Annotated in this window: 22 protein-coding genes and 5 tRNA genes (1 of these 27 only partly in view); 24 read left to right on the top strand and 3 right to left on the bottom strand. The window is 58.9% G+C overall.

What is annotated here, in order from left to right:
• The 5 genes from HMPREF3158_RS11510 to HMPREF3158_RS11490 form a co-directional block, all read left to right on the top strand.
• Positions 1-33, top strand: a tRNA-Val gene (locus HMPREF3158_RS11510); it begins 65 nt to the left of the window's first position.
• Positions 34-78: 45 nt separating this feature from the next.
• Positions 79-154, top strand: a tRNA-Gly gene (locus HMPREF3158_RS11505).
• Positions 155-184: 30 nt separating this feature from the next.
• A tRNA-Cys gene (locus tag HMPREF3158_RS11500) sits at positions 185-255 on the top strand.
• Positions 256-282: 27 nt separating this feature from the next.
• A tRNA-Val gene (locus HMPREF3158_RS11495) sits at positions 283-354 on the top strand.
• 45 nt (positions 355-399) lie between these two features.
• A tRNA-Gly gene (locus tag HMPREF3158_RS11490) sits at positions 400-472 on the top strand.
• 92 nt (positions 473-564) lie between these two features.
• On the opposite strand, the gene HMPREF3158_RS11485 is transcribed toward HMPREF3158_RS11490, so the two are convergent.
• Positions 565-1743: an IS256-like element IS1249 family transposase gene (locus HMPREF3158_RS11485; RefSeq protein WP_005323424.1), complete on the bottom strand. Its 1179-nt coding sequence runs from the start codon at positions 1741-1743 to the stop codon at positions 565-567.
• Between the two features lie 319 nt (positions 1744-2062).
• Here HMPREF3158_RS11485 and HMPREF3158_RS11480 point away from each other — a divergent pair, with 319 nt between their 5' ends.
• The 10 genes from HMPREF3158_RS11480 to HMPREF3158_RS11435 all read left to right on the top strand — a co-directional run bounded on the left by HMPREF3158_RS11480 (position 2063) and on the right by HMPREF3158_RS11435 (position 11596).
• Positions 2063-2656, top strand: coding sequence for a Type 1 glutamine amidotransferase-like domain-containing protein (locus HMPREF3158_RS11480; RefSeq protein ID WP_062039505.1), 594 nt, complete (start codon positions 2063-2065; stop codon positions 2654-2656).
• Positions 2657-2952: 296 nt separating this feature from the next.
• Positions 2953-3531, top strand: a complete 579-nt coding sequence (locus HMPREF3158_RS11475) for a copper resistance CopC family protein (RefSeq protein WP_070498596.1) — start codon at positions 2953-2955, stop codon at positions 3529-3531.
• Between the two features lie 83 nt (positions 3532-3614).
• Positions 3615-4289 (top strand): copper chaperone PCu(A)C, encoded by a 675-nt coding sequence (locus HMPREF3158_RS11470; protein ID WP_070498593.1) that lies wholly within the window; start codon positions 3615-3617, stop codon positions 4287-4289.
• Positions 4290-4357: 68 nt separating this feature from the next.
• Positions 4358-5644: a Dyp-type peroxidase gene (locus HMPREF3158_RS11465; protein WP_070456539.1), complete on the top strand. Its 1287-nt coding sequence runs from the start codon at positions 4358-4360 to the stop codon at positions 5642-5644.
• A gap of 93 nt (positions 5645-5737) precedes the next feature.
• Complete coding sequence (gene thrS, locus HMPREF3158_RS11460) at positions 5738-7801, top strand: threonine--tRNA ligase (RefSeq protein WP_070433157.1); 2064 nt, start codon at positions 5738-5740, stop codon at positions 7799-7801.
• A complete protein-coding gene (locus HMPREF3158_RS11455; RefSeq protein WP_061922834.1) occupies positions 7788-8336 on the top strand; it encodes an HIT family protein in 549 nt (182 codons plus the stop codon). Before thrS ends, HMPREF3158_RS11455 begins: the two co-directional genes overlap by 14 nt.
• Positions 8329-8955: a phosphatidylinositol phosphate synthase gene (pgsA, locus tag HMPREF3158_RS11450; protein WP_061922830.1), complete on the top strand. Its 627-nt coding sequence runs from the start codon at positions 8329-8331 to the stop codon at positions 8953-8955. Before HMPREF3158_RS11455 ends, pgsA begins: the two co-directional genes overlap by 8 nt.
• 12 nt (positions 8956-8967) lie before the next feature.
• The gene (locus HMPREF3158_RS11445) at positions 8968-9936 is read left to right on the top strand and encodes a phosphatidylinositol mannoside acyltransferase (RefSeq protein WP_070498591.1); all 969 of its coding nucleotides are present in this window, start codon (positions 8968-8970) and stop codon (positions 9934-9936) included.
• A 14-nt stretch (positions 9937-9950) separates the two neighbouring features.
• Positions 9951-11078: a glycosyltransferase family 4 protein gene (locus HMPREF3158_RS11440; protein ID WP_070498589.1), complete on the top strand. Its 1128-nt coding sequence runs from the start codon at positions 9951-9953 to the stop codon at positions 11076-11078.
• Between the two features lie 53 nt (positions 11079-11131).
• On the top strand, positions 11132-11596 hold the full coding sequence (locus tag HMPREF3158_RS11435) for a hypothetical protein (RefSeq protein WP_070498587.1): 465 nt from the start codon (positions 11132-11134) through the stop codon (positions 11594-11596).
• Positions 11597-11602: 6 nt separating this feature from the next.
• Here the strand turns inward: HMPREF3158_RS11435 and HMPREF3158_RS11430 are convergent, their stop codons facing one another.
• The gene (locus HMPREF3158_RS11430) at positions 11603-12871 is read right to left on the bottom strand and encodes a DUF2029 domain-containing protein (protein ID WP_070498586.1); all 1269 of its coding nucleotides are present in this window, start codon (positions 12869-12871) and stop codon (positions 11603-11605) included.
• A gap of 13 nt (positions 12872-12884) precedes the next feature.
• On the bottom strand, positions 12885-13367 hold the full coding sequence (locus tag HMPREF3158_RS11425; protein ID WP_062038794.1) for a DUF3817 domain-containing protein: 483 nt from the start codon (positions 13365-13367) through the stop codon (positions 12885-12887).
• A 111-nt stretch (positions 13368-13478) separates the two neighbouring features.
• On the opposite strand from HMPREF3158_RS11425, the gene HMPREF3158_RS11420 reads away from it, so the two are divergent.
• From HMPREF3158_RS11420 to HMPREF3158_RS11380, 9 genes are all read left to right on the top strand, one after another.
• On the top strand, positions 13479-14372 hold the full coding sequence (locus tag HMPREF3158_RS11420) for an acyl-CoA thioesterase (protein ID WP_070498584.1): 894 nt from the start codon (positions 13479-13481) through the stop codon (positions 14370-14372).
• A 108-nt stretch (positions 14373-14480) separates the two neighbouring features.
• A complete protein-coding gene (locus HMPREF3158_RS11415) occupies positions 14481-15236 on the top strand; it encodes a YebC/PmpR family DNA-binding transcriptional regulator (RefSeq protein WP_062038800.1) in 756 nt (251 codons plus the stop codon).
• Positions 15237-15426: 190 nt separating this feature from the next.
• Positions 15427-16008, top strand: a complete 582-nt coding sequence (ruvC, locus tag HMPREF3158_RS11410; RefSeq protein WP_061922809.1) for a crossover junction endodeoxyribonuclease RuvC — start codon at positions 15427-15429, stop codon at positions 16006-16008.
• 101 nt (positions 16009-16109) lie between these two features.
• Positions 16110-16724, top strand: a complete 615-nt coding sequence (gene ruvA / locus HMPREF3158_RS11405) for a Holliday junction branch migration protein RuvA (protein ID WP_070456556.1) — start codon at positions 16110-16112, stop codon at positions 16722-16724.
• 66 nt (positions 16725-16790) lie between these two features.
• Positions 16791-17876 carry a Holliday junction branch migration DNA helicase RuvB gene (gene ruvB / locus HMPREF3158_RS11400; protein ID WP_070433165.1) on the top strand — a complete coding sequence of 362 codons (1086 nt, stop codon included), beginning with the start codon at positions 16791-16793 and terminating at the stop codon, positions 17874-17876.
• 60 nt (positions 17877-17936) lie between these two features.
• Complete coding sequence (gene yajC / locus HMPREF3158_RS11395) at positions 17937-18293, top strand: preprotein translocase subunit YajC (RefSeq protein ID WP_070498583.1); 357 nt, start codon at positions 17937-17939, stop codon at positions 18291-18293.
• A gap of 233 nt (positions 18294-18526) precedes the next feature.
• Complete coding sequence (secD, locus tag HMPREF3158_RS11390) at positions 18527-20311, top strand: protein translocase subunit SecD (RefSeq protein ID WP_201057473.1); 1785 nt, start codon at positions 18527-18529, stop codon at positions 20309-20311.
• A 2-nt stretch (positions 20312-20313) separates the two neighbouring features.
• Complete coding sequence (gene secF / locus HMPREF3158_RS11385; RefSeq protein ID WP_070498581.1) at positions 20314-21507, top strand: protein translocase subunit SecF; 1194 nt, start codon at positions 20314-20316, stop codon at positions 21505-21507.
• Between the two features lie 32 nt (positions 21508-21539).
• On the top strand, positions 21540-23189 hold the full coding sequence (locus HMPREF3158_RS11380; RefSeq protein WP_246816212.1) for an ABC transporter substrate-binding protein: 1650 nt from the start codon (positions 21540-21542) through the stop codon (positions 23187-23189).
• The last annotated feature ends 10 nt before the right edge of the window (positions 23190-23199 follow it).

The following is a 23199-nucleotide window of genomic DNA, read 5'->3' as shown; positions in this document are numbered from 1 at the left end:
AAGAGGTCACTGGTTCAATCCCAGTATCGCGCACAAGGCCCAGAAACGGGCCTAGAAAACCGGGCCTGGTTTTCGAATGCGGATGTAGCGCAGTTGGTAGCGCATCACCTTGCCAAGGTGAGGGTCGCGAGTTCGAGTCTCGTCATCCGCTCCAGCACACTTGTGTGTGAGGCGGTATCGCCACGGTGGAATGGCCGAGTGGTGAGGCAACGGTCTGCAAAACCGTGCACACGGGTTCGATTCCCGTTTCCACCTCAACTTTGACACGCTTTGGCGTGTCGAGCGCGATTAGTTCAGTGGGAGAGCGCTTCCCTGACACGGAAGAGGTCACTGGTTCAATCCCAGTATCGCGCACTAGGTGCTTAAAGCACCTAGTGGGCTTCGATCAGAATCCCGAATGCGGATGTAGCGCAGTTGGTAGCGCATCACCTTGCCAAGGTGAGGGTCGCGAGTTCGAGTCTCGTCATCCGCTCAAATAAGAAAGCTTCTGTTCGGGATTCCGGACAGGAGCGTTTTTGTGGGTTAAGGGTCAAAATGTGTGTCTGGCTCGGCGTGTCGCGGGGGTTAGATTTGGCCTTTTTGAATGCCGATTGAGTGGGTGTAGTCGGTGTCGATAGCGTTGTCGTAGAGGGCTGGGCGTCCTGTTTCGTGGTCGGCTTGGTTCTCGGTTTGGGTCAGGGTGGATACTTTGGCGAGTTGGCCCTGGCCCCAGTCGGACTGCCTGGCGATTCGTACTGGATCGTCAGGCAGTTCCGTTTTTAAGTAGAGCCACCAATCCAGCATGCGGCGTTGTCGTTCGCCTGATCTGCCGCGGTGGGTTCTGGCGAGCAGTTTGAGCTGGGCGTTGATGCCGCCTTCTAAGCTGTTGGTGGTGGATTTGATCCGCTCGGGCGCAAGGACTCCTGCTGGCGGGTTGAGGTAGACAAACAGCATCTCGGACCGCCAAAGATGGTTGAGGCTGTTGTAGGCCTTGCGCACGTTGTGGTGGGTCCACACGCGGGTCCATGCACCTGTTTTGGGGTCTTTGATCATGGTTTTCTCGTTCATCCATTCCCGGTAGATCGTTGAAAACTCGTGCAGTTGCACACCCCACGCGGCGGCTTCATCCAGTGTGGTGATCCGGGTCAGTTTCAGCGCAAGTCGGTAGATGGTGCGCCCGGCATCGGTGCGTGGGTTGGTGGTGGTGTAGCGGCGGACCACGCGTTGGGCGTGGACGAGGCAGCGTTGAATTTTCGTAGTCGGCCAGCACTTTTTGATTGCGCTGTATGCGCCTTGGCCGCCGTCGATGACGGCGATGAGTGGGGCTTCGATGCGTTCAAGCAGCAGTTGGTAGTCGCGGGTGGTTTCGTGTTTGCACCAGTGCCAGGCGATCACGTGGTCGATGGTCGCCGCGACGATCAGGCAGCCACCGGCGGTGTAGGTGCCATCGAGAAATACCTGGTCGTAGATCCGCTTGTGGTGGCCGGCGGTGGGGTCAGGCACATCAACGAGCCAGCACCACTTGAAGCGCCGCTTCATGGTGGCGCGGCTAACACCGTTTCGTTTGGCTAGGTCGTCGAGTGATATTGCGGTGGTGCAATGCTCGATGAACTGGGTGAACACTGCCGCGTTGGTGATGTCGTTTCGACGTTTGACGCTGGAGGCGCCGCATTGTTTGCAGCGCCATCTGGTGGTGCCTTTGCTGGTGGTGCCGTTGCGTTTCATTTCACCGCCGCAGTGGCAGCGTGGTTGGTTCTTCGACATTGCGACACCACACCACGCCGCGCATAGCACATCACGGCTGCCACACCGAGGATTTCCCGTCGGGGGCTAGATATATGCTTCCGGAGCATATACTTTCCGGAAACCTACAGGTCAATCCGTGAAAATCCGCGATTCCGGACACACTTTTTGACCCTTAACCCGTTTTTGTCGTGCACTTTGAAAGTTTCAAGAGCACTTATGGCTCTTTAGCCCTTTTGGCATTACCTTGATGCGGATGAGCTGTATTCCAGTGGCGAAGAATACTGCTCCTGCAGAGCCTATTGCTGCGTTGCTTGGAGCGCTCATGCATACTGGCACCATGAAACTGTTTCTTGCGTCCTACCTTCATCCGCAGCTGCGGGAATTCTTACACGGCAAAATCTTGTACATCGATGACGCTGCAGTGGGGATGGAAGAAGTGCCGTTTGCACAGAAGGAGCGGGAAGAAGTGGCTTCTATTGCATCCGACTTTGTTTCACTGACCGTTGCGAATACCACGCTTGAAGAGTTTGAGACTCAAGTAAAGAAGGCGGATTGTGTCTACGTCGCAAGCGGTAATGCTTACCGCGTACTGTATGAGTTAAAGAAGTCTGGTGCCTTCGAACTGCTTTCTGAAGCGGTTCGCGGCGGTTTGCCATATGCTGGCAGCTCGGCGGGTGCGGTCCTTGCCGGGCCATCGGTCGAACCGATTTCCGTTATGGATGATCCAGGTGCTGTTCCCGAATTGCATGATCGTACGGCTCTATCACTTACTCCCTATGTTGTAGTTCCTCACGCACAGGGAACTACTGGCCCATACGCAATTTCGGTTATTAGTGAAACGGTTCAAAAGTACGGAAAAGACTGGAACCTGGTGCTTTTGCGTGATGGGCAGGCGCTGCTGATTAATGATGATTGCGTTGAATTGATCTAGAAGGTCCTATCTCGTACAGGCAGCCATACCCACCGGGCGTGGCGTCGATTGGCGGGTGCGTCAATTTCCGCCTGGAGGCGTTAACCATTTACCGAAAATAGTGTGCATTAACACATTTCCTATGACACTGGGAACTAAGCCGAATGGGGCAGCGACTAATAAGGCAACCGCTGCTCGTTCAGTTGGTTGGTATCCTGATTTGCTTTAAGCAAGGCTTAGGTTATTGGCCATTGTTTCGGGTGCGGTTATAGCATGTATTTACCCATTCGCAAGCCATGCAATTCGAGGAGAAAACTATGCACTTTCGTCGCTCCACCAGTCTGTTTGCGCTCTGTGCTGCCGCGTCCATGCTCGCCATGTCCGCGCCTGCAGCCTTGGCACACGACTCCGTGATCGGCGGCAATGTGGTCAGTGATTCTCCGCTGCAGGAGTTTCCGGAGGAGATCACTCTGGAGTTTTCCGCAGTACCCAGGGACGACTTCAACACCTTCGCTGTCACCGACACCAAGACGGGCGAGGTGCTTTTCGACGCCGAGCCCGAAATCAAACAGCGTGAGCTCACCATCGAGGTTCCGGACGATGTAAAGCCGGGACCTGGCGAGTACCAGGTGGGCTTCCAGATCACCTCCTCGGACGGGCATGCAACCCGTGGTTCCGTTCCGTTTAGCGTTGCCGGCTCTGCCGACGGCGCAGCGGGCGATGCCGCAGACGGCGATGACGCGAATGACGATGCTGCTAAACAAGATGAAACCAACTCCGAGGGCCTGCCGCCCGCCGCACTGTGGGCGCTGGGCATCGTCGGTGTTCTGGCTATCGTCGCCGTGGTCATCATGGCCGGTGCAAAGATGCGACGCGCAAATGACCTGGACTCTTAAAACCCACCCCTTTTAAGACGCAGGCAAGGCACAAATAAAAGGAGTGCCTTCGCGCCTTAAAGCTTGGACAAGAAAGACATCTAATGATGAAGATGCGTAATATTGTTGTTTCTGCCGTTGCCGTCAGCGCACTCTGGCTGGCTGGCTGCTCCAACAGCGAGCAGGATTCCGGTGCCGAAAAGGAAGCTGCAACCAGCGCGGCTCCGGCAAGCGCAAGCGCCTCCGATATGCAGGCAGGCGATGTCACCATCGAGGACGGCGTGGTTCGCGCCATGGCTGAGGATGCGGAGATGACTGCTATCTTCGGCACCATCCATAACGATTCCGACAATGACATCACCGTCACTGGCTTTAGCTCCTCCATCGACGCCGAGATGAACCAGGTGCACGAGGTTGTTGACGGTGTAATGCAGGAAAAGAAGGGCGGCCTGAAGATTCCGGCTGGTGGCACCGCAGAACTCAAGCCAGGCGGCGAGCACTTCATGCTGATGGGCGTGAAGGAACCAGTCATGGCGGGCGAGACGGTCAAGGTCACCCTCTTGCTTGAGGACGGTTCCAAGGTCGAGGCCGGTGAGGTGCCGGTGCGCGAAATCGGCGCCGGCGATGAGAACTACGGCGACATGTCTGGCATGGATCACGGTTCGATGGAGCACGGCGACATGTCGGGCATGGATCACGGTTCGATGGATCATGGCTCTATGGACCATGGCTCTATGGATCACGGTTCGATGGAGCACGGCGAGCACTCGCACCACTAAAGGCTAAAGCCGACGCGCGGGTGGATTACTCACGCGCCAGCATTGGAATGAGTAGTAGGGAAAAGAACATGGATGAGTCCTTAAAATCTGCATCTTCCTCCGCGCGTGAGACCACGGAGTTTTTGAGTCGACGCGGCCTGCTGGTTGGCGGCGCCGTCGCGGCCAGCGCGGTGGCGGTGGCCAGCTGCGCTTCACCTTCTCGCGACGATTCTGACTCTGGGTCTGGTGCGGCAGCTGCTGCTGGGCAGCCAGCGCAGGATGAAGCAGCCGAGATCATGGGCGATAATATCGTCGCATTCGATGGCGAGCACCAGGCCGGAATCGAGACCCCGCCGCAGGCACACGTGGCGCTCGTGGGCTTTGACTTAAAAGATTCCACCACCAAGCGAGGCGCCAAGGCACTGATGCGGTTGTGGACTGAGGACGCACGCCGACTGTGCACCGCAGAAAACCCCTTGGGCAGCCTGGAGCCGGAGCTGGCGCAAACCCCGGCTAGCCTTACCGTGACTTGCGGTTGGGGAGAAGGCTTCTTTGCCCGGACGGGCGTCGCCAAGCCGGAGTGGCTCCGGGATGTGCGCGCGTACAAGCGCGATAAGTTGCGCCCGGAATGGGGCCAAAGCGATGTGGTGCTGCAGATTTGCAGCGATGATCCGCTAACGGCGGCGCACGTGATGCGGCACATGACCCGTGCGGGTGCGAGCTACGTGGACACCAAGTGGGTACAGCAGGGCTTTGGTCATGCCAACGGCGCCGCGAAGAAGGGGGAGACCGCGCGCAATCTCTTCGGGCAAAAGGATGGCACTGTCAATCCGCACACTCCAGAGGAATTCCGGGAGCAGGTCTGGATCGATAAAGGAAAATTCGCCGGCGGCAGCGCCATGGTGGTGCGCCGAATCCACATGAATCTGGACGCGTGGGAAGAGCTTGACCGCGCTTCCAGGGAAAACTCCACTGGCCGCAAGCTGGACTCCGGTGCGCCGATGCACGGCACCGAGGAATTCGATGCCGTGGACCTCAACGCGCGCGATAAGTTCGGATTGAAGGCAATTGACCCGGCATCCCACGTGGCGCGCGCCCATCCGCCGAAGGACCATCCGGAGCAGAAGATTCTGCGCCGGCCGTTCAACTACAACCTCCCACCGAGCGCGGAAAACCCAGGTGAGCTGTCTAATGCAGGGCAGATTTTCATCTGTTATCAAAAGGATCCGAGTAAGCAATTTGAGCCCATTCAAGCCCGCCTTGATGAGCAAGATTTGCTCAATACGTGGATTACCCACATCGGCTCAGCCATGTACTTTGTACCGGCCGGTACCACCTCTAACTCCTACTGGGGCGAGTCGCTTCTTGAGGGTTAAGCGGGGTAGAATCTTTCGCTGTAACTCTACGATTAGCTTTGGTCGGCCAGGTATGTCGATCGAAGCGTGAGCGCATAAGGAGCGCAAGTCTAAATGGCGGAAATGATTCCAGCTGTACCGGTGAACTACGAGCCTTTTAAGGTGCCAGCAGGCACTGCCGTAGGCGCAGCAATGCGGGAGCTCGAGCTTCCAAACAAGGGCCCAGAGGCAGTCGTCGTCGTACGCGGCGCCGATGGAGCTCTCTACGATCTCTCGCATACGCCGACTGCCGACGCCGAATTCACCCCAGTTGCAGCAAGCGAGGAGGACGGCCGCGCTGTCATCCGTCACTCCACTGCACACGTGATGGCACAGGCAGTTCAGGCTGAGTTCCCGGGTACCAAGCTGGGTATCGGTCCGGCCATTGAAAACGGCTTCTACTTCGACTTCCAGACCGCCGAGCCTTTCACGCCGGAGGATCTGAAGAAGATCGAAAAGCGCATGAAGAAGATCATCAAGACTGGTCAGCGCTTTGAACGCCGCGTGTATTCCTCCAACGAGGAAGCAGAGGCAGCGCTTGCTGAAGAGCCATTCAAGCTGGAGCTCATCCAGGACAAGGGCAACGTTGACCCAGACTCCGATGAGGCAGCAGAGGTTGGCGCAGGCGATCTGACGCACTACGACAACATCAACCCGCGCACCGGCGAGGTGGAGTGGTTCGATCTCTGCCGTGGTCCGCACCTGCCAACCACCAAGTACATTCCGGCGTTTACCTTGACCCGTTCCTCGGCTGCTTATTGGCGCGGTGACCAGTCCAAGGCTGGTCTGCAGCGCATCTACGGCACCGCTTTCGAGTCCAAGGAGGCCCTCGAGGCCTACCAGCACATGATTGCGGAGGCAGAAAAGCGTGACCACCGCCGTCTGGGCCAGGAGCTTGACCTGTTCTCCTTCCCGGACGAGATTGGCTCCGGCTTCCCAGTCTTCCACCCGAACGGCGCCATCGTGCGTATGGAGATGGAAGAGCACTCCCGCCGCCGTCACATTGAGGATGGATACTCCTTCGTATCCACCCCGCACCTGACAAAGGGTGACTTGTTCAAGAAGTCTGGCCACCTGGACTTCTACGCGGACGGCATGTTCCCGGCCATGGCTTTGGACGGCGAGTATGACGAGGACGGTAACTGCACCAAGCAGCCGCAGGATTACTACGCGAAGCCGATGAACTGCCCGATGCACAACCTCATCTTTGCTTCCCGTGGCCGTTCTTACCGCGAGCTGCCGCTGCGCCTGTTCGAGTTCGGTACTGTCTACCGCTACGAGAAGTCCGGTGTTATCCACGGCCTGACCCGCGCTCGCGGCTTTACCCAGGATGACTCCCACATCTACTGCACCCCGGAGCAGCTGGAAGAAGAGTTGACCAAGGTTTTGGACTTCATCATTTCCTTGTTGAAGGACTACGGCCTGGATGACTTCTACCTGGAGCTTTCCACCAAGGATCCGAACAAGTATGTCGGTACCGATGAGATCTGGGAGCGTTCTACTTCCATCCTGCAATCGGTGGCTGAAAAGTCCGGCCTGGACCTGGTTCCGGATCCTGCAGGTGCTGCTTTCTACGGCCCGAAGATCTCCGTGCAGGCACGCGATGCCATCGGCCGTACCTGGCAGATGTCTACCGTGCAGCTGGACTTCAACCTGCCGGAGCGCTTCGAGCTCGAGTACACCGCATCCGACGGCACCAAGCAGCGCCCGATCATGATTCACCGCGCGCTGTTCGGCTCCATCGAGCGCTTCTTCGGCGTGCTGCTGGAGCACTACGCCGGCGCATTCCCAGCATGGCTGGCTCCGCACCAGGTAGTTGGCATCCCGGTTGCAGACGAGTTCTCCCCGCACTTGGAGGAGATCGCTGCGAAGCTGCGCAAGCGCGGCATCCGTGCCGACGTGGATACCTCTGACGACCGCATGCAGAAGAAGATCCGCAATCACACCACCGGCAAGGTGCCTTTCATGCTGCTCGCCGGCGAGCGCGACGTCAACGCAAATGCCGTCTCTTTCCGCTTCCTCGACGGTTCGCAGGTCAACGGCGTGCCGGTGGATGAGGCTATCGAGCTCATCGCCGCATGGGTTGCTGAGCGCATCAACGAGCAGCCGAACGAAGAGTTGATCAGTGCACGACGCTAATGAGCAATACGTCGATTCCGGGGCAGGGGAACCAGACCGCCTTGAGCGGCTGTGGGCTCCCTACCGGATGGCGTATATCTCGAAGCGTTCGAAGGACCCCTTTGTTGAGGCTCCCAAGGGCAGCGATGAGGACGGGCTGATTATTGCCCGCGGTGAGTATGTCTACGCCTTGCTGAACCTTTTTCCCTATAACTCGGGACATTTAATGGTGGTGCCTTATCGCAAGGAATCCCAGCTGGAGAACTTGACTCTAGAGGAATCCCACGAGCTGATGGCCTTCGCACAGAAGGCGGTACGTGTTTTAAAGCGCGTGTCCAAACCGGAAGCAATCAACGTGGGCTTCAACCTGGGCAAGGCGTCTGGCGGTTCCGTGGGAGATCACTTACATTTGCATGTGGTTCCCCGGTGGGCCGGTGACAGCAACTTTATGACTGTCTTGGAGGGCACTAAAGTGTTGCCTCAGTTATTACAAGAGACTCGCGCCCTTTTGGCCCAAGGCTGGCGGGAGATCGATGAGGAGGATTCCAATGCTTAGCGTTCACGGGCGAAAGCCAGCGGCAGTCGTCGTGGAACCCGTGGCAAAGCTGTTTCTGAAGATGGGGCTGACCCCCAACGTGGTCACCATCGTCGGCACTCTTGTCACCATTGCTATCGCAGTCGTCTGCATTCCTCTGGATCACCTGTTCGCGGCAGCAGTGCTCTCTGGTCTCTTTGCGGCCTTTGACATGCTCGACGGCACGATGGCCCGCATGACCACGGGCGGGTCCAAGTTTGGCGCGACTCTCGACGCCTCCTGTGATCGCATCACCGACGGCGCCCTGTTTTCTGCCATCTTGTACTGGCTGGTTTACGTCGATAACGCTCGCCCCATCCACGTGGTGGCCTGCCTCATCGTGCTGGTTTCTTCGCAGGTCATTTCCTATATCAAGGCCCGCGGCGAGGCTTCTGGCTTCAAGATGGTCGGCGGTCTGATCGAGCGCCCAGAGCGCCTCATCATCGGCCTGGCCGGTATTGGCTTGGAGGGCTTGGGTGTTCCCGACGCCATCGAGATCGCCCTGTGGATCCTTGTATTCGGTTCCATCTTTACCGTCATTCAGCGCATGGTCCAGGCTGCCCGCCAGGACACGAAGGCCCGTTTCACCCCAGACCTTTAAGGATTAATGCCTATGGCCCTTCTTCCTGGATTAGACCGTGAGCAGCTGTCTGCCGCCGGCTACTTAGCCGGTTGGCGGCTGGTGCGTTTGTTGCCGGAGAAGTGGGCCAAGCGCCTTTTTGACTGGGGCGCAGACCGCGCCAGCGATGATGGCCGCGGCATGGAGCAACTGCGCCAAAACTTAGCGCGCGTGGTGGGCCCAGAAAACGTCACGCGCGAGTTGGTGCGCAATTCGATGCGTTCCTATATGCGTTACTGGCGGGAGGCATTCTGCCTGCCGTCGATCCATCAGGACCCGGATCTGCACGCCAAGCTGCTTTCCGGTTTGCAGGGCTTAGAGAACTTCGATGAGTCCATGGCCCGCGGCAAAGGCGTCATTTTGGCGCTTCCGCACACTGGCAACTGGGACATGGCCGGGGTGTTTCTGGTGGGCCACTATGGCCAATTCACAACGGTTGCAGAAAGGCTCAAGCCGGAGGTGCTTTTCGACGCCTTCGTGGACTTCCGCGAGTCCCTAGGCTTTGAGGTTATCGCTCTGACAGGAGAGAAGACCTCACCTTTTGGTCGCCTCAAGGAAGTCTTGGAAGCAGGTGGCGTGGTCTGCCTGGTGGCCGAGCGCGACCTGACTCGCACTGGCGTCACGGTCGACTTCATGGGCGAGGAAGCCAACATGGCTGCCGGCCCGGCCCGCTTGGCCATGGAAACCGGGGCGGCATTGCACGTGGTCCACTCCTGGTTTGAGGATGAAGGCTGGGGCCTTTCCGTCAGCCCGCAGGTAGAAGTCACCAATGTGCAGGAGACCACCCAACGCCTGGCCGATGGCTTCGCCGCGAACATCAAGGCCCACCCGGCGGACTGGCATATGCTGCAGCCGCAGTGGAATGTAGACGTTGAACGCCGCGCGGCCGATCGCGCCGCACGCCGCGCAACCAAGGACAAGCGTACGTCCCAAGAAAAGCTCGAAGATAACGGTAAAAAGTAGGGAAGTAGGCAGTAGTGCGTATCGGAATCGTATGCCCGTATTCCTTTGATGAGCCAGGCGGCGTGCAGGCCCACATCCTGGATTTGGCCACCGTCTTTATCGAGCAAGGCCATCACGTGGAGGTCCTTGGCCCAGCAGCCCCGGAGACACAGCTGCCGAGCTTCGTCATGAAAGGCGGGCGCGCCATTCCGATTACCTACAACGGGTCCGTGGCCCGCTTGTCCGTAGGCCCGCAGGTAAAGCGCAACGTCAAGAAGTTCATTGAACGCGGCAATTTCGACGTGCTGCACATCCATGAGCCGAACTCGCCAAGCTACTCTATGGTTGCGCTGGCACAAGCCAAAGGCCCCATCGTCGCGACCTACCACGCCTCGGCTTCTAGCTCGCTCGTGCTGAAGCTGGCCAAGCCTTTCCTCACACCAATCCTGGAGAAGGTGCGCGGCGGCATTGCCGTCTCAGAGATGGCCCGCCGCTGGCAGGTGGAACAACTCGGCGGCGACCCAATTCTTATTCCGAATGGCGTGGATACCTCCGTGTACGCGGCAGCACGCAAGCGGGTCGCCGCGCAACAAGAGCAACTCGGACAGCCAGGGCAGTCCGGGCAGAAGGTGCCCGAGATTGTGTTCTTGGGACGTCTCGACGAGCCACGCAAAGGCCTGGATATTTTGCTGGAGGCCCTCACGATGGTGGACACGGACGTCAAGGTCACCGTCATGGGCGGCGGCCGCCCGCGTGAGGTCGAGGGCGTGGACTTCGTTGGCCGCGTAAGCGATGTGGAAAAGGCGGAGATCCTCGGCCGCGCTGATATCTATGTCGCTCCTAACACCGGCGGCGAAAGCTTCGGCATCGTCCTGGTAGAGGCGATGGCTGCAGGTTGCGCGGTGGTAGCTTCCGATCTTGAAGCCTTTGCCGCCGTTTGCGACGCCGATTCTGAAACCCCAGCCGGTGCGTTGTTCCGCAACGAGGATGCCCGCGACCTCGCGCGGGTGCTCAACCTTGTCCTGCAAGACAAAGATAAGCGCAATGCTTTAGTTGAAGCCGGTACCGAGCGTGCTCGCACCTACGATTGGGACCATGTGGCCGCTGCCGTGATGAAGGTTTATGAGACTGTGCAGGACGGAACTAAGGTCCGCACCAAGTAGAAGCGGGCGTTGCCGCCCTTTACCCACAGCAGATTTAAGAGCAGGAAAAGACTATGGCAGTAGAACTGGTTATCGTGATCGTCGCGCTCGTGCTCATCTTGATGTGGGCCTATTTCACCGCGCAGCGGTTGAACTCCCTGCACATCCGCACGGATGCGGCTTTGGCGCAGCTGGAGGCCACCCTTGACCGCCGCGCCGCCGTCGTGGCAGCGCTAGCTCCGGAGCTGGAGGAGGTTGCCTCCCGCGCGGAGTCGAGCGAGCTTACCCAGGGCCATTTTGAGACGCGTTCGGCCCACGAGCGGGAGCTGTCTATCGCGGTCAACGAGCGCTTTGCCGAGCGTCCCGCATTGCTTGCCGACGCCGAGGGGCGCATCCACCTTGCTCATCGCTTCTACAACGAAGCGGTCAGCGATACCCGCTCGCTACGCCTACGCCCCCTCGTGCGCATGTTCCGCTTGGGCGGCACGGCACCGCTGCCGGAGTTCTTCGAGCTCAGCCAGCTGCGGATTACTGAGTAGTTCCTGCTACTGAGCTGCTTGCTTGGTAGAGCTAGTGTTTTCGCGCTTGAGCTCCAAGCGCAGCCAAGACAAAGCAAGGCTTGTCAACACGAGGATGAGCACGTTGCGCGCCAGCAACAAGAAGGCAGGGAAGAGGCCGTCGCGGCCCGCGTAGAGCACCGCGTCATAGTTGAACGGGTAGACCAGTGTGCCCAGTGCCGCCGCAGCAAGCGTGCACAGTGCGAGGTTGCGCAGCACTTTGCCTACTTTTTCGTCGATATGTTGATGTGCAACCGATGAGGCACGCGGCCAGGCATGCTTGAGCGCTATCGCCAAGATCGGGCCGAGCCAGATGATGTACTGGGTGGAAAAGACCTTGTTGCTGATAAAAAGCAGGCAGATCATCGTGATGAAAAAGGCCAGCGTGCTGCGCGCACCCCAGTTGCCGTTGCGGAAGCGCATGAGTGCGAAGCCGATAGCGAAAAACAGCATCGCCAAGGTCAAAACGTTGCTAAGAACTAAGAGCGCGCTAACCCAAGGGCCGGTGATTTCAAAACTCTTGGAGGCAGCGTAGCCGATGGACCAAGTGTCCGGGAAAAGATGCGAGGCAAATACCGGAAGTGTTGCAGGTATCGATTCCACCTGTAGTCCCCGTACTCCCTGGTAGCGCAGCGGGGAAATGAGGCGCTCGACGTCATTGAAGGTGATGACGAGCAGGCAGATGCCCACGATGGAAGCGAAGAACGCGCTAAGGCGCTGCCAAGTCGCACGGGCATTGAAGCGGCCAACCAGGCCTGCGGCGAGCACGCCCGGCCACAGCTTCATCGTGGTGGCAAGGCCAAGCAACGCCGCTGCAAGCCGCGAGTTGCGGCCAAGAAGCATTCCTGCGGCAGCAACTGCCAGAGCCGGAAAAATATCGAGGCGCCAGACAAAGACCTGACCCACTGCGGTTCCAAAGATAACCCAAAACCATGCGGCGACGAAGGCCTGCGGCTTGCGGCGCCAGCCGTGAAGCAAGACCATGAGGAAAGCGGCGTCGACAAGCAGGCACAGCCCTGTAAAAATACCGGTAAAGCTGGTCTGATTCGGGCCGCTCAACCAGCCGACGAGAATTGAAGGCCACGTGCCAGGGTGCGGGTACTCGGTCATATCCGAGGAGTTTGTCCCAAAACGCTCGGAGAAGTAATAGGAAATATCTCCTAGCGGGACGTTGTTCCATTGCAGCAGTCCGATGAGGATAAGCCGGAAACAAATCCAGCCAGTCCAAACTGCTGGAACGGAACGAAAAATTTTCACCTAAGTAATGCTATTAGATGTTCGACTCGATAGTGGATTCGACATCGACGGGTGGCCCGAGCATCAGCAGAACGCCAAAGACCAGCGCAATGATTACGACGAACACGCTCAGAGTGCGCACTGGGAAGCGCACTACCTGGGCCAAAAGCTGCTCGGCAAGGCCGTGCGGCTGCTCAGAATCGCTAAAGCGCCAATGCGGCAGGAACTTATCGTGCTTGTCCGCCCATAGCGCAAACGGGAGTGCGGCAAAAGGTATGACCGAAACGATAAGCCCCAACATGCCCAGGCCAAAGGACCACTTGTTATTGATCCACACCATGACGCCCACGACGATGAAGCAGAGGAAACCAAAACCGTGGATACCGCCCGCGATAGGAGTTAGAGCCTCCGTCACGCCGGAGTACTTCAGGACCATAGAGAAAATAAGAAATGCCCACGTGAACATCTCCAGGTAGGCAACGACGCGGTGCAGGCGAGCAGGGCGTAAAAAAGACATGCGGCATATCCTACGCGCTAGCCCGGCGCACAGGTAAAGTTGACAGGGTTGCATGTGAAGAGCGCACGTTAAGGTTGCGCGTTGAGCAAAGAGGGGAGTCCCGCGTAGGTAATGGCTAAGGTGTGCGAGGTTATTGATCTAGCGCCGCTGAACGAAAAGGCTCAGGGTGATGTCTTTTCCGTGCCCATGGTTCCGTCCCAGATTGCGCGCACCTTTGGCGGGCAGGTGGTGGCCCAGGCGCTCGCTGCAGCCCAGCACACCGTTGAAGGAAAGCTCGTGCATTCCTTGCATGGCTACTTCGTGGGCCCAGGTGATGCCGCCGCGCCTGCGCGTGCCGAGGTAGAGCGCGTGCGGGACGGCCGTTCCTTTGCTACCCGTCAGGTGCGCATCTTTCAAGACGATCGCCTGATTTTCATGCTCAACGCGGGTTTCCACATCGCCGATGACTTTGGTCCTGAGCACCAGGACGCCATGCCGGAGGTTATGGGCCCGGAGGAGGCGGCCGCCGCCGGCGGTGGTGCTCCTTATTCCACCCGCATCATCCTGCGCGAGTGGGAAGACTGGGATATCCGTTTGGTCCCGCAGGAAAGCCGTGACCCTGAACTTGCCGAAGCCACAGGCGCTGGGTTCCGCTACGTGTGGTTCCGCAATACCTCGCAAGAATTTGCGGCGTCAGAAAGCAGCCAGGATGCCCACCGTGCGGCACTTGCCTATATGTCTGACATGACCTTAATCCGTGCTTCTCTGCTGCCACACCAAGGCGAGCAAGTACAGCTTGCCAGCCTGGATCACTCGATCTGGTTCCTGCGTCCAGTGCGTGTTAATGAGTGGTTGCTGTATGTGCAGGAATCACCATCCGCGCAGAATGCGACCGGTCTGGCCACCGGAAAGATCTTTAACCAAGGCGGGGATTTGGTTGCCGTGGTGGTCCAGGAAGGGCTTACCCGAACCGTGCGCGAGGGCATGCAGGTAGGCTCGCACAACGGCAATTGGCAAAACGTCTAGAAAAATATTCACTCAAACGCCGGAAAACGGTGGGGGCTGTTTTCAGCTACTCTACGCCCGTCCGTATAATTGCAGGCAGTTTCATAGAGCCACAATGAAAGGGATGAAATGTCCGGACACTCCAAATGGGCTACTACCAAGCACAAGAAGGCTGCTAACGATGCCAAGCGTGGCAAGGAATTTGCCAAGCTGATTAAGAACATCGAGGTCGCGGCCCGCACCGGTGGTGGCGATCCGGCTGCTAACCCGACTCTCGATGACATGATTAAGAAGGCCAAGAAGGCCTCCGTGCCGAACGACAACATCGAGCGCGCCCGCAAGCGCGGCTCCGGCGAAGAGGCCGGCGGTGCCGACTGGGAGACCATCATGTACGAGGGCTACGGCCCGAACGGTGTGGCAATGCTCATCGAGTGCCTTACCGATAACCGCAACCGTGCAGCCACCGATGTTCGCACCGCAATGTCCAAGAACGGCGGCAACCTCGGCGAGTCCGGTTCCGTTGCCTACATGTTCTCCCGCACCGGCATTGTTTTGGTCAACAAGGGCGAGCTGACCGAGGATGACGTCCTGATGGCAGTTCTGGAAGCAGGCGCTGAAGAGGTTAACGACCTGGGCGAGAAGTTCGAAGTTGTCTGCCAGCCGGGCGATATCCCGGCAGTTAAGGAAGCCCTGGTTGAGGCTGGCATCGAGGTCGACGACAATGAGACCGACTTCCGCGCATCCGTTGAGGTTCCGCTGGGTGCCGCTGATGCTCGTAAGATCTTCCGCCTCATCGACGCGCTGGAAGAATCCGATGACGTGCAGAACGTCTACACCAACATGGATCTTTCTGAAGAGGTTCTGGCCGAGCTCGAGCAGGACTAGCATTTAGCCAGGCTCTGCCACTTCGCACCGCGCCTTATTCTCCGCCTCGCGTAGGCGATAAGGAGAAAAGGCGCGGTTGCTCGTTTTAACCCCGCTCCATTTTTAGAACATGTGTGTGTATGATGTGGGAGGATCTTTTTCCTGAACTTCGCTCGGATTCCAAATCCAACTACCCACAGAAAGGCTTGCCGTGAACCTTGAAGGCTTGCGCGTCATGGGCATTGACCCAGGTCTAACCCGCTGTGGCCTTTCGGTGGTCCAGGCTGGGCGCGGTCGCGCGGTGATTCCCGTGGCAGTCGGCGTGGCGCGTACGCCGAGCGATAAAGAGCTAACCGAGCGTCTGCTGCGTCTTTCGGTGGCAGTTAAAGAGTGGATGGATGATTACCGTCCCGATGTGGTCGCTATCGAGCGCGTCTTCGAACGCGGCGAGGTCTCCACCGTCATGCAGACCGCCCATGTGGTTGGGGTAGTGGTGCTTGCTGCTGCTGAGCGCAACATCCCAGTGCACATGTACACCCCGTCTGAGGTAAAGAAAGCCATCTCCGGCAATGGCCGCGCCGATAAGAAGCAGATGACGGTAATGATTACCCGTATCCTTGGCTTGAGTGAAGCACCCAAGCCTGCCGACGCCGCCGATGCCCTAGCGCTTGCCGTATGCCACTGTTGGCGCGCACCCGCTTTGGCCCGCGTGGGGGAGAGCACCGGCTCTTGGCCTAAGACCAGCGGCGTGAAGGGCCGGGCCAATAAGCCGCGGACATCGTCTGGTACGTAGCCGGGGTGCCGGCCAGCATGACGCTATCCAGACTCGCACTGCTTTACTTACTGTTTCATCGCTTTAGATTTCATCCCGTCAAATAAAGGAGCCCCACCCACATGATTGCCTCGCTACGCGGAACCGTGTTGACCATCGGCCTTGACCACGCTGTCATCGAATGTGCGGGCGTGGGGTATAAGTTTCTCGCCACCCCAGTAACTCTCGGAACCCTGCGTCGCGGGGAGGAAGCTACCGTGCTTACCTCCATGGTGGTCAAGGAAGATTCCATGACTTTGTATGGTTTCGGCAACGATGAAGACCGCGAGATGTTCCACGTGCTGCAGTCCGTCTCCGGCCTGGGGCCAAAGCTGGCAGTAGCGGCGCTGTCCGTGATGGGAGCGGGGCAGTTGGCAGCGGCAATCTCTAGCGGTGATGCAAAGACACTGCAGTCTATTCCTGGAGTGGGCAAGCGCATGGCAGAACGCCTAGCGCTAGAGCTGAAGGACAAGGTCAGCGTCTTTGCCCCGCAAGCAGGAGCCGGCGAAGTTACAACGGGTACTTCCGCTGTGGTCAATGCGCCGGTGGTCGAGCAGGTCGTGGAAGCGCTCGTTGGTCTAGGCTTTAGCGATAAGGCGGCGCGGCCCGTCGTGGAATCTATTGTGGAGGCAGATCCGGCAGCAGAGACTTCTACCGTCCTGCGCGGTGCACTGGCACAATTGGGACGCAAGAAGTAACTTTCGCAGTTCATATTCGCTTTGAGCCTTAACCCCCGCCCGACTATCTAAATTAAGTGAGAATGCATGTCCGATGTAGAACGCACTGAGTTTCAGCTCCCTGAGGGGCTCGCTGACCCGAGCGCGCCGCAGCGCAACCTCGACATTGACGCGAGCGAGCAGGTGGGCGAGCACGACATTGAGCGTTCCTTGCGTCCGAAGTCCATTGAGGAATTCATCGGCCAGCCCAAAGTGCGCGAACAGCTCTCACTGGTGTTGAAGGGTGCTAAGAATCGTGGGGTAACTCCAGACCACGTGTTGCTCTCGGGCCCGCCTGGCCTGGGTAAGACCACCATGGCGATGATCATTGCGCAGGAACTCGGCACGTCATTGCGCATGACCTCCGGCCCAGCGCTAGAGCGTGCCGGTGACCTGGCTGCCATGCTGTCTAACCTGATGGAAGGTGACGTCCTATTCATTGATGAGATCCACCGTATTGCACGTCCGGCAGAAGAAATGCTGTACATGGCAATGGAGGATTTCCGCATCGATGTCATCGTGGGCAAGGGCCCTGGTGCTACTTCCATCCCGTTGGAGATTCCGCCTTTTACCTTGGTGGGCGCTACCACCCGCGCCGGCATGCTGACCGGCCCGCTGCGTGACCGCTTTGGTTTCACTGCGCAGATGGAGTACTACGACACTGCTGACCTGACACGAGTAATCACCCGTGCAGCAAAGATTTTGGACGTTTCCATCGATGAAGATGCTGCCGTAGAAATCGGTTCTCGCTCGCGCGGTACGCCGCGTATTGCGAACCGCCTGCTGCGCCGCGTGCGTGACTTTGCAGAGGTCAACGGTGACGGCCACATTGACCTCGCCGCAGCACAGGGCGCGCTGGCCGTCTTCGACGTCGATGAAAAGGGCCTGGACCGCCTCGACCGCGCGGTGCTGGAAGCACTCATCAAGGGCCACGGCGGCGGCCCGGTTGGTGTCAACACCCTCGCAGTAGCGGTGGGTGAGGAGCCTTCCACAGTGGAGGAGGTCTGCGAGCCGTACCTCGTGCGCGCCGGCATGGTTGCCCGCACTGGCCGGGGCCGCGTGGCTACCGCAGCCGCCTGGCGCCATATTGGATTGGAACCGCCCGAGGGTACGTTGGGCGAGGCGCTGTTTTAGAAGCCGCGTCGCGGCGTTTTGGCAGCCGCTAGATGTGGATTTCTGGCACACTGTCCTGTTATGAAATACGCTTTTCTACTCGTTATTGCCCTCCTTATTATCCTGCCTAGCTTCATGACTATGCGGAAGCAGAAGGAGCACCAGAACAAGCTGCGCAATCTCCAGGAGAACCTCGCCCCTGGGCAGGAAGTTATTACTGCGGGCGGCATGCACGGCACTGTGGTTGCCACCACCGAACGCGATGTGCAGCTACAGATTGCCCAAGGCGTTGTCGCAACCTTCGACAAGATGGCCATCGTGCGCACCGTTGAAGCCGAGCAGCCTGGCGAGGCCCGCGACGTCGACAATGCACGCGTTGCGGATGGGACCGCTGAGCCTGTTGAGTCAGTTGAGTCTGCTGAGGATTCGCAGCGTTAGCTGCTGGTGTAGCACTGGTCACACTCAGTGCTACAGCTGAGATCCCGTTGAGTTAATGGCCCGTCCATGACGTATCATGAGGGATCGTGCTCGTGCGCCAGTAAAACATTGGCCGCACGAATTATTCACTTTTAATTTGTTAAACCCTGTTTCTAGTTGCACAGGAGAACTTCTTGTCCGCAAAAAATCGTGGCGCATTGCGCAACAAAAACAGGCAGTGGCCCAAGCGCGCCATGGCCTTGTTTGCGCTAATCGTCGTTGCTATTTACGCCCTTATTTTCCTAACCGGCCCGCGCGAGGCTTCGACGAAGCTCGGCATCGACTTGCAGGGCGGTACCCGCGTGACCCTCGTGCCGCAGGGAGAGGAACCGACGCCGGATCAGCTCAAGCAGGCACGCGACATCCTTGAACAGCGCGTCAACGGTATGGGCGTTTCTGGCTCCGAGGTGGTTATTAACGGATCCACCCTCGTTATCACCGTCCCTGGCGAGGACGCCTCCCAGGCACAGGCAGTGGGCCAGACCTCCCAGCTTCTGTTCCGCCCTGTTGCGCAGCAGCCGATGCCGGATATGTCCAAGCTGGAAGACACCTTGCAGGATATGGCTAACCGCTGGGTGGAATACCGCGTTATCACCCCTGAGCAGGCCAATGAATCCCTGAAGAAGGTCAACGATGCAATCCAGCAGGGCGCAGAGCAGGCTGGCAACAAGGATGCTAAGAAATCCGAGGCACCGAAGGTCACCGCTAAGCCAAAGGAAGAGCCTTCCAACTCGCTTGAAAAGGCAGACTTCCGCGATGAGATGACTAAGATGCTGCTCAAGGACCGCCAGTCTGAAGACGCCACGACTATCTCCGCGGCTTCCGCACTGATGCGTTGCGACGCCGATACCGATCCGCTCGCCGGCACCGACGATTCAGCCAAGCAGTTCGTGGCTTGTGACTTTGCTGATAAGACGCCGTACATTCTGGCGCCGTCCCCGCTTCTCGAGGGCATTAAGGATCCAAACGGCACTCGCCTGACCGGTAACGAGATCGACACCAACAAGCCGATCAATGGTGGGCTGAACCCACAGACTGGCCAGATGGAAATCAGCTTCGCGTTCAAGGACGGCGATGGCCCGAACGGCTCCGAGACGTGGTCCAAGCTGACCCAGGAGAACCTGCAGAAGCAGGTTGCCATCACCCTTGACTCCGCGGTTATCTCCGCACCTGTCATCCAGGGCGCAACCCCGGTTGGTTCTGCTACCTCCATCACCGGTGACTTCTCCCAGGAAGAAGCAAGTAGCCTGGCTAATAACCTGAAGTACGGCGCACTGCCGCTTTCCTTTACCGGTTCCAACGGCGAGCCTGGCGGCACCGTCGAGACTGTTCCGCCATCACTGGGCAAGGCAGCTTTGAAGGCGGGCCTTATCGCCGGCATCGTCGGCTTCCTCCTCGTGGCTGCATACTCCCTGTACTACTTCCGCGCACTTGCTGGCGTTTCCCTTATCACCCTGGTTGCCTCCGGCATCCTGACCTACGGCGCCCTGGTTCTGCTGGGCCGCTGGATTGGTTACTCCCTGGATCTTTCCGGCGTCGCTGGTCTGGTCATCGGTGTGGGTGCCACGGCTGACTCCTTCGTGGTCTACTACGAGCGCATCAAGGATGAGCTGCTCGAGGGCCGCTCCTTCCGTTCCGCCGCCACCAAGGCCTGGGAGCGATCGCGTGCCACCATCGTCACAGGTAACGCCGTGACGCTCATCGGCGCCGTCATCGTCTACTTCCTTTCCATCGGTGAGGTTAAGGGCTTCGCCTTCACCATGGGCCTTACCACTGCCTTCGACTTGGTTGTTTCCTTCCTCGTTATGGCGCCGCTTATGCAGCTCATCGGCGGCAAGCCTGCGGCTGCGAAGCCCGCAATGAATGGTCTCGGCGGCATCTACGCGCTCGTCGAGGAGCGCCGCGCCCGCGGCTACTACGCAAAGACCCCGGCGGCAGGAAAATCCGATGCGTCCCGCCTGTCCGAGGAGGAGAAGTAAGCATGACCTCTAGCGTTAAGTCCCACAAAATTTCCAAGCTGGACCGCCTCTACGAGGACGAGGGCGGATTCGATTTCATTGGCCGTTCCAAGACCTGGTACGCCATCACCGCAGCCCTCGTGGTTGCCGCCGTCTTGGCCATCGCCATTCGCGGCTTCAGCCTTTCCCTCGACTTCGAGGGCGGCACCAAGCTCAACATGCCTGCAGGCGACCTCGTGGCCGAGCAGGTAGGAGACACCTTCGAGGAAGCAACCGGCATCGAGCCGGAGGTGGTGCAGATCGTCGGTGCTGGCGATTCCCGCACCTTGGAGATCACCACCGAACGCCTATCCCAGGAGCAGGTCGACACCGCTCGCCAGGCCATCTTTGAAAAGTACGAGCCGAAGGACGAGTCCGGCGAGGCCACTCCGGATGCGATTGGCTCCTCCACGGTCTCTGAGTCCTGGGGTTCTTCCATCACCGAGCGCATGTTGCTGGCCATGCTCGTATTCTTGGTCGCCGCCACCATCTACGTGGCAGTGCGCTTGCAGCGCGACATGGCTTTCGCCGCCATTTTGGCGCTGATTCTCGACGGCGTGATCATCGCCGGCATTTACGCCTTGTTCGGCTTGGAGGTTTCCCCGGCCGTCATCATCGGTCTGCTGACCGTTCTGACCTTCTCCATCTATGACTCTGTCATCGTCTTCGACAAGGTCAACGAGAACACCGAAGGCTTCGAGGGGCAGCGCAAGCGCACCTACGGCGAGCTGGCCAACTTGGCTACGAACCAGACCGTCATGCGTTCGATTTCCACCTCGATCATCTCCGTGCTGCCAATCATCGCGCTGTTTGTTATCGCGGTCTGGCTCATGGGCATCGGCACCCTGCGCGATCTCGCGCTTATCCAGCTGATCGGCGTTATCGAGGGCATTTTCTCCTCGCTCTTCCTTGCTACTCCATTGCTGGTTACCTTGGCTAACCGCCGCAAGGCAGTAAAGAAGCACAATGCGGCCGTTAAGGCCTTCCGAGCCGAGCACGGCGAGGATGCCACCGAAGAAGACACAACAGAGGCGGCCAAGGGTTCGCGAACCGTGGCTTCGCCGCAGCGTGCGGCAACAGGCGAGAAGGCGGCGTCGCCAAGCACTGGCGAGAATGGCACCCCGCGTAACCTGGATACGCCGGGCAGCGCTGGCGCAAGCTGGCGCCCGGGCCGTTAAGCACAACGGGGTGAAAAGGAGCGAGTACTACCGTGGTAAACACACCACAGAACGAGCGTCATTGGAGCAAGCGAGCTGCGATGGCGCTCCTCGCCGTTGTCGGGCTAAGCGCAACGGCGTGTTCGAATGGGGCAGGCGAGGATTCCGCTGGGCAAGCCAAGGATTCTGGCTCTCACTCCACGGACTTTTTCGGTTACATGGTCAATACCCGCCTGGCCACCACCAATGCGGGAACGTCCTTTGGCAACGCTGCGAATGCGGCCCAGCTGTCGAGCCGCCTATACCCAGGCATCTACATGCCGGGCCCATCGGGGCAGATGATTCCAAACTCGGACTTGGTGCAGACCGAGGAGATACCGGCCAGCCCGGAGAACCCATATAAGCAGGTCAATTTCACCTTGTCGGAGCAGGCAACCTTCTCCGACGGCGTTCCGGTGACCTGCGATGACTACCTGTTGGCATATACCGCTGGCGTCATGCCAGCCGAGTTTGGTTCGCACATGCCGCTTACTAGCGAGATCGCGCATTTTGATTGCGCACCCAACGCGAAGAAGTTCACCATCACCTTCAACAAGGACCAAGGCGATAGGTGGCGTTACCTCTTTGGCCCGGGCACCGTCATGCCGGCGCATGCCGTGGCTAAGAAGGCCGGGATGAACCTAGAAGAGCTCAACGCGGCGCTGTCCACGCAGGATCCTGCGTCCTTACAACAGGTCGCCGAGACCTGGCGCTACGGTTTCTCCACGACAGCCGAGGACTTTGATCCCGCGCTGCAGGTTTCCTTTGGCCCCTTCGTCGTGGATAAGGTCGGGGAGTCCGGCGAGGTCATCCTGCGCGCCAATGAGGAATACTTTGGTGATCAGCCCTCTACTGACAGGGTTGTGGTGTGGCCAAATACCGCAGATGCCAAGGCGCTGCGGGAGTCTGGTAACCTGCGCGTCGTCGACGCAGGCTCCGCTAAGCCGAAGTGGCTGCCGGCCGCCGACGAGGAAAGCCCCTATGAGGTTGAGCCCACCGTCGGCGGGTTGACCGATGCGTTGACGCTGTCGCAGGCTGGCGTTTTTCAGGAGCCGTGGGCGCGTCAAGCCTTCGCGGCCTGCATCGACCAGTCCCGCCTGGCCAAGGTCAGTTCGGACATCTCCGGCGTGGACGTGCCGCCGGTCTACACGCGCACCCTGCGTCACTCCGACCCGGTAGGCACACACCTTAGCGATATCGCGGATGCGCACAAGAAGCCGGACATGACCAAGGCCTCGGAGCTTTCGGGCAATACCATCAAGATTGGCTACTTAGGCCCCGATGAGCGCTATGCCGCGATGGTGGAGGAAATTAAGGCCATGTGCGAGCCGGCCGGCATTACCATCGAGGACCAGTCCGCCGAGTACATGTCCCAGCATTACCTCGAGATGGATCCGGTTACATGGACGCCTATCATCGACGTCTTCTTGGGTCCTGTCGATCCAATGAGCGAATACACCACGCCCGATGCCGATATCTCGAATCTGAAGGAGATTCGAGGCGCGGAGGAAAAGCTTTGGGAGGATGTGCCTTCTATTCCGGTGGCAGCGCAGCCGCGCGTGTTCATCGTGGATCGCAACGTCAAGGGAGTAGTGCCTTACACTGGCAGCGCGGGCATTGGCTGGAACATGGACCGCTGGGCCGTGAGCGCTTACGCGAGCTAGTGCGCAGACC

The sequence above is a fragment of the Corynebacterium sp. HMSC06G04 genome, assembly GCF_001807365.1.
GTDB lineage: Bacteria > Actinomycetota > Actinomycetes > Mycobacteriales > Mycobacteriaceae > Corynebacterium > Corynebacterium simulans.
This window is presented reverse-complemented; position numbering and strand designations above follow the sequence as displayed.

Coding starts and splice junctions, on each gene's coding strand:
- secD (WP_201057473.1), top strand. CDS start 18,527: ATGGCCTTGTTTGCGCTAATCGTCGTTGCTATTTACGCCCTTATTTTC.
- yajC (WP_070498583.1), top strand. CDS start 17,937: ATGAAATACGCTTTTCTACTCGTTATTGCCCTCCTTATTATCCTGCCT.
- HMPREF3158_RS11415 (WP_062038800.1), top strand. CDS start 14,481: ATGTCCGGACACTCCAAATGGGCTACTACCAAGCACAAGAAGGCTGCT.
- HMPREF3158_RS11470 (WP_070498593.1), top strand. CDS start 3,615: ATGATGAAGATGCGTAATATTGTTGTTTCTGCCGTTGCCGTCAGCGCA.
- HMPREF3158_RS11475 (WP_070498596.1), top strand. CDS start 2,953: ATGCACTTTCGTCGCTCCACCAGTCTGTTTGCGCTCTGTGCTGCCGCG.
- pgsA (WP_061922830.1), top strand. CDS start 8,329: ATGCTTAGCGTTCACGGGCGAAAGCCAGCGGCAGTCGTCGTGGAACCC.
- thrS (WP_070433157.1), top strand. CDS start 5,738: ATGGCGGAAATGATTCCAGCTGTACCGGTGAACTACGAGCCTTTTAAG.
- ruvA (WP_070456556.1), top strand. CDS start 16,110: ATGATTGCCTCGCTACGCGGAACCGTGTTGACCATCGGCCTTGACCAC.
- secF (WP_070498581.1), top strand. CDS start 20,314: ATGACCTCTAGCGTTAAGTCCCACAAAATTTCCAAGCTGGACCGCCTC.
- HMPREF3158_RS11435 (WP_070498587.1), top strand. CDS start 11,132: ATGGCAGTAGAACTGGTTATCGTGATCGTCGCGCTCGTGCTCATCTTG.
- HMPREF3158_RS11480 (WP_062039505.1), top strand. CDS start 2,063: ATGAAACTGTTTCTTGCGTCCTACCTTCATCCGCAGCTGCGGGAATTC.
- HMPREF3158_RS11425 (WP_062038794.1), bottom strand. CDS start 13,367: ATGTCTTTTTTACGCCCTGCTCGCCTGCACCGCGTCGTTGCCTACCTG.
- ruvB (WP_070433165.1), top strand. CDS start 16,791: ATGTCCGATGTAGAACGCACTGAGTTTCAGCTCCCTGAGGGGCTCGCT.
- HMPREF3158_RS11485 (WP_005323424.1), bottom strand. CDS start 1,743: ATGTCGAAGAACCAACCACGCTGCCACTGCGGCGGTGAAATGAAACGC.
- HMPREF3158_RS11445 (WP_070498591.1), top strand. CDS start 8,968: ATGGCCCTTCTTCCTGGATTAGACCGTGAGCAGCTGTCTGCCGCCGGC.
- HMPREF3158_RS11465 (WP_070456539.1), top strand. CDS start 4,358: ATGGATGAGTCCTTAAAATCTGCATCTTCCTCCGCGCGTGAGACCACG.
- HMPREF3158_RS11420 (WP_070498584.1), top strand. CDS start 13,479: ATGGCTAAGGTGTGCGAGGTTATTGATCTAGCGCCGCTGAACGAAAAG.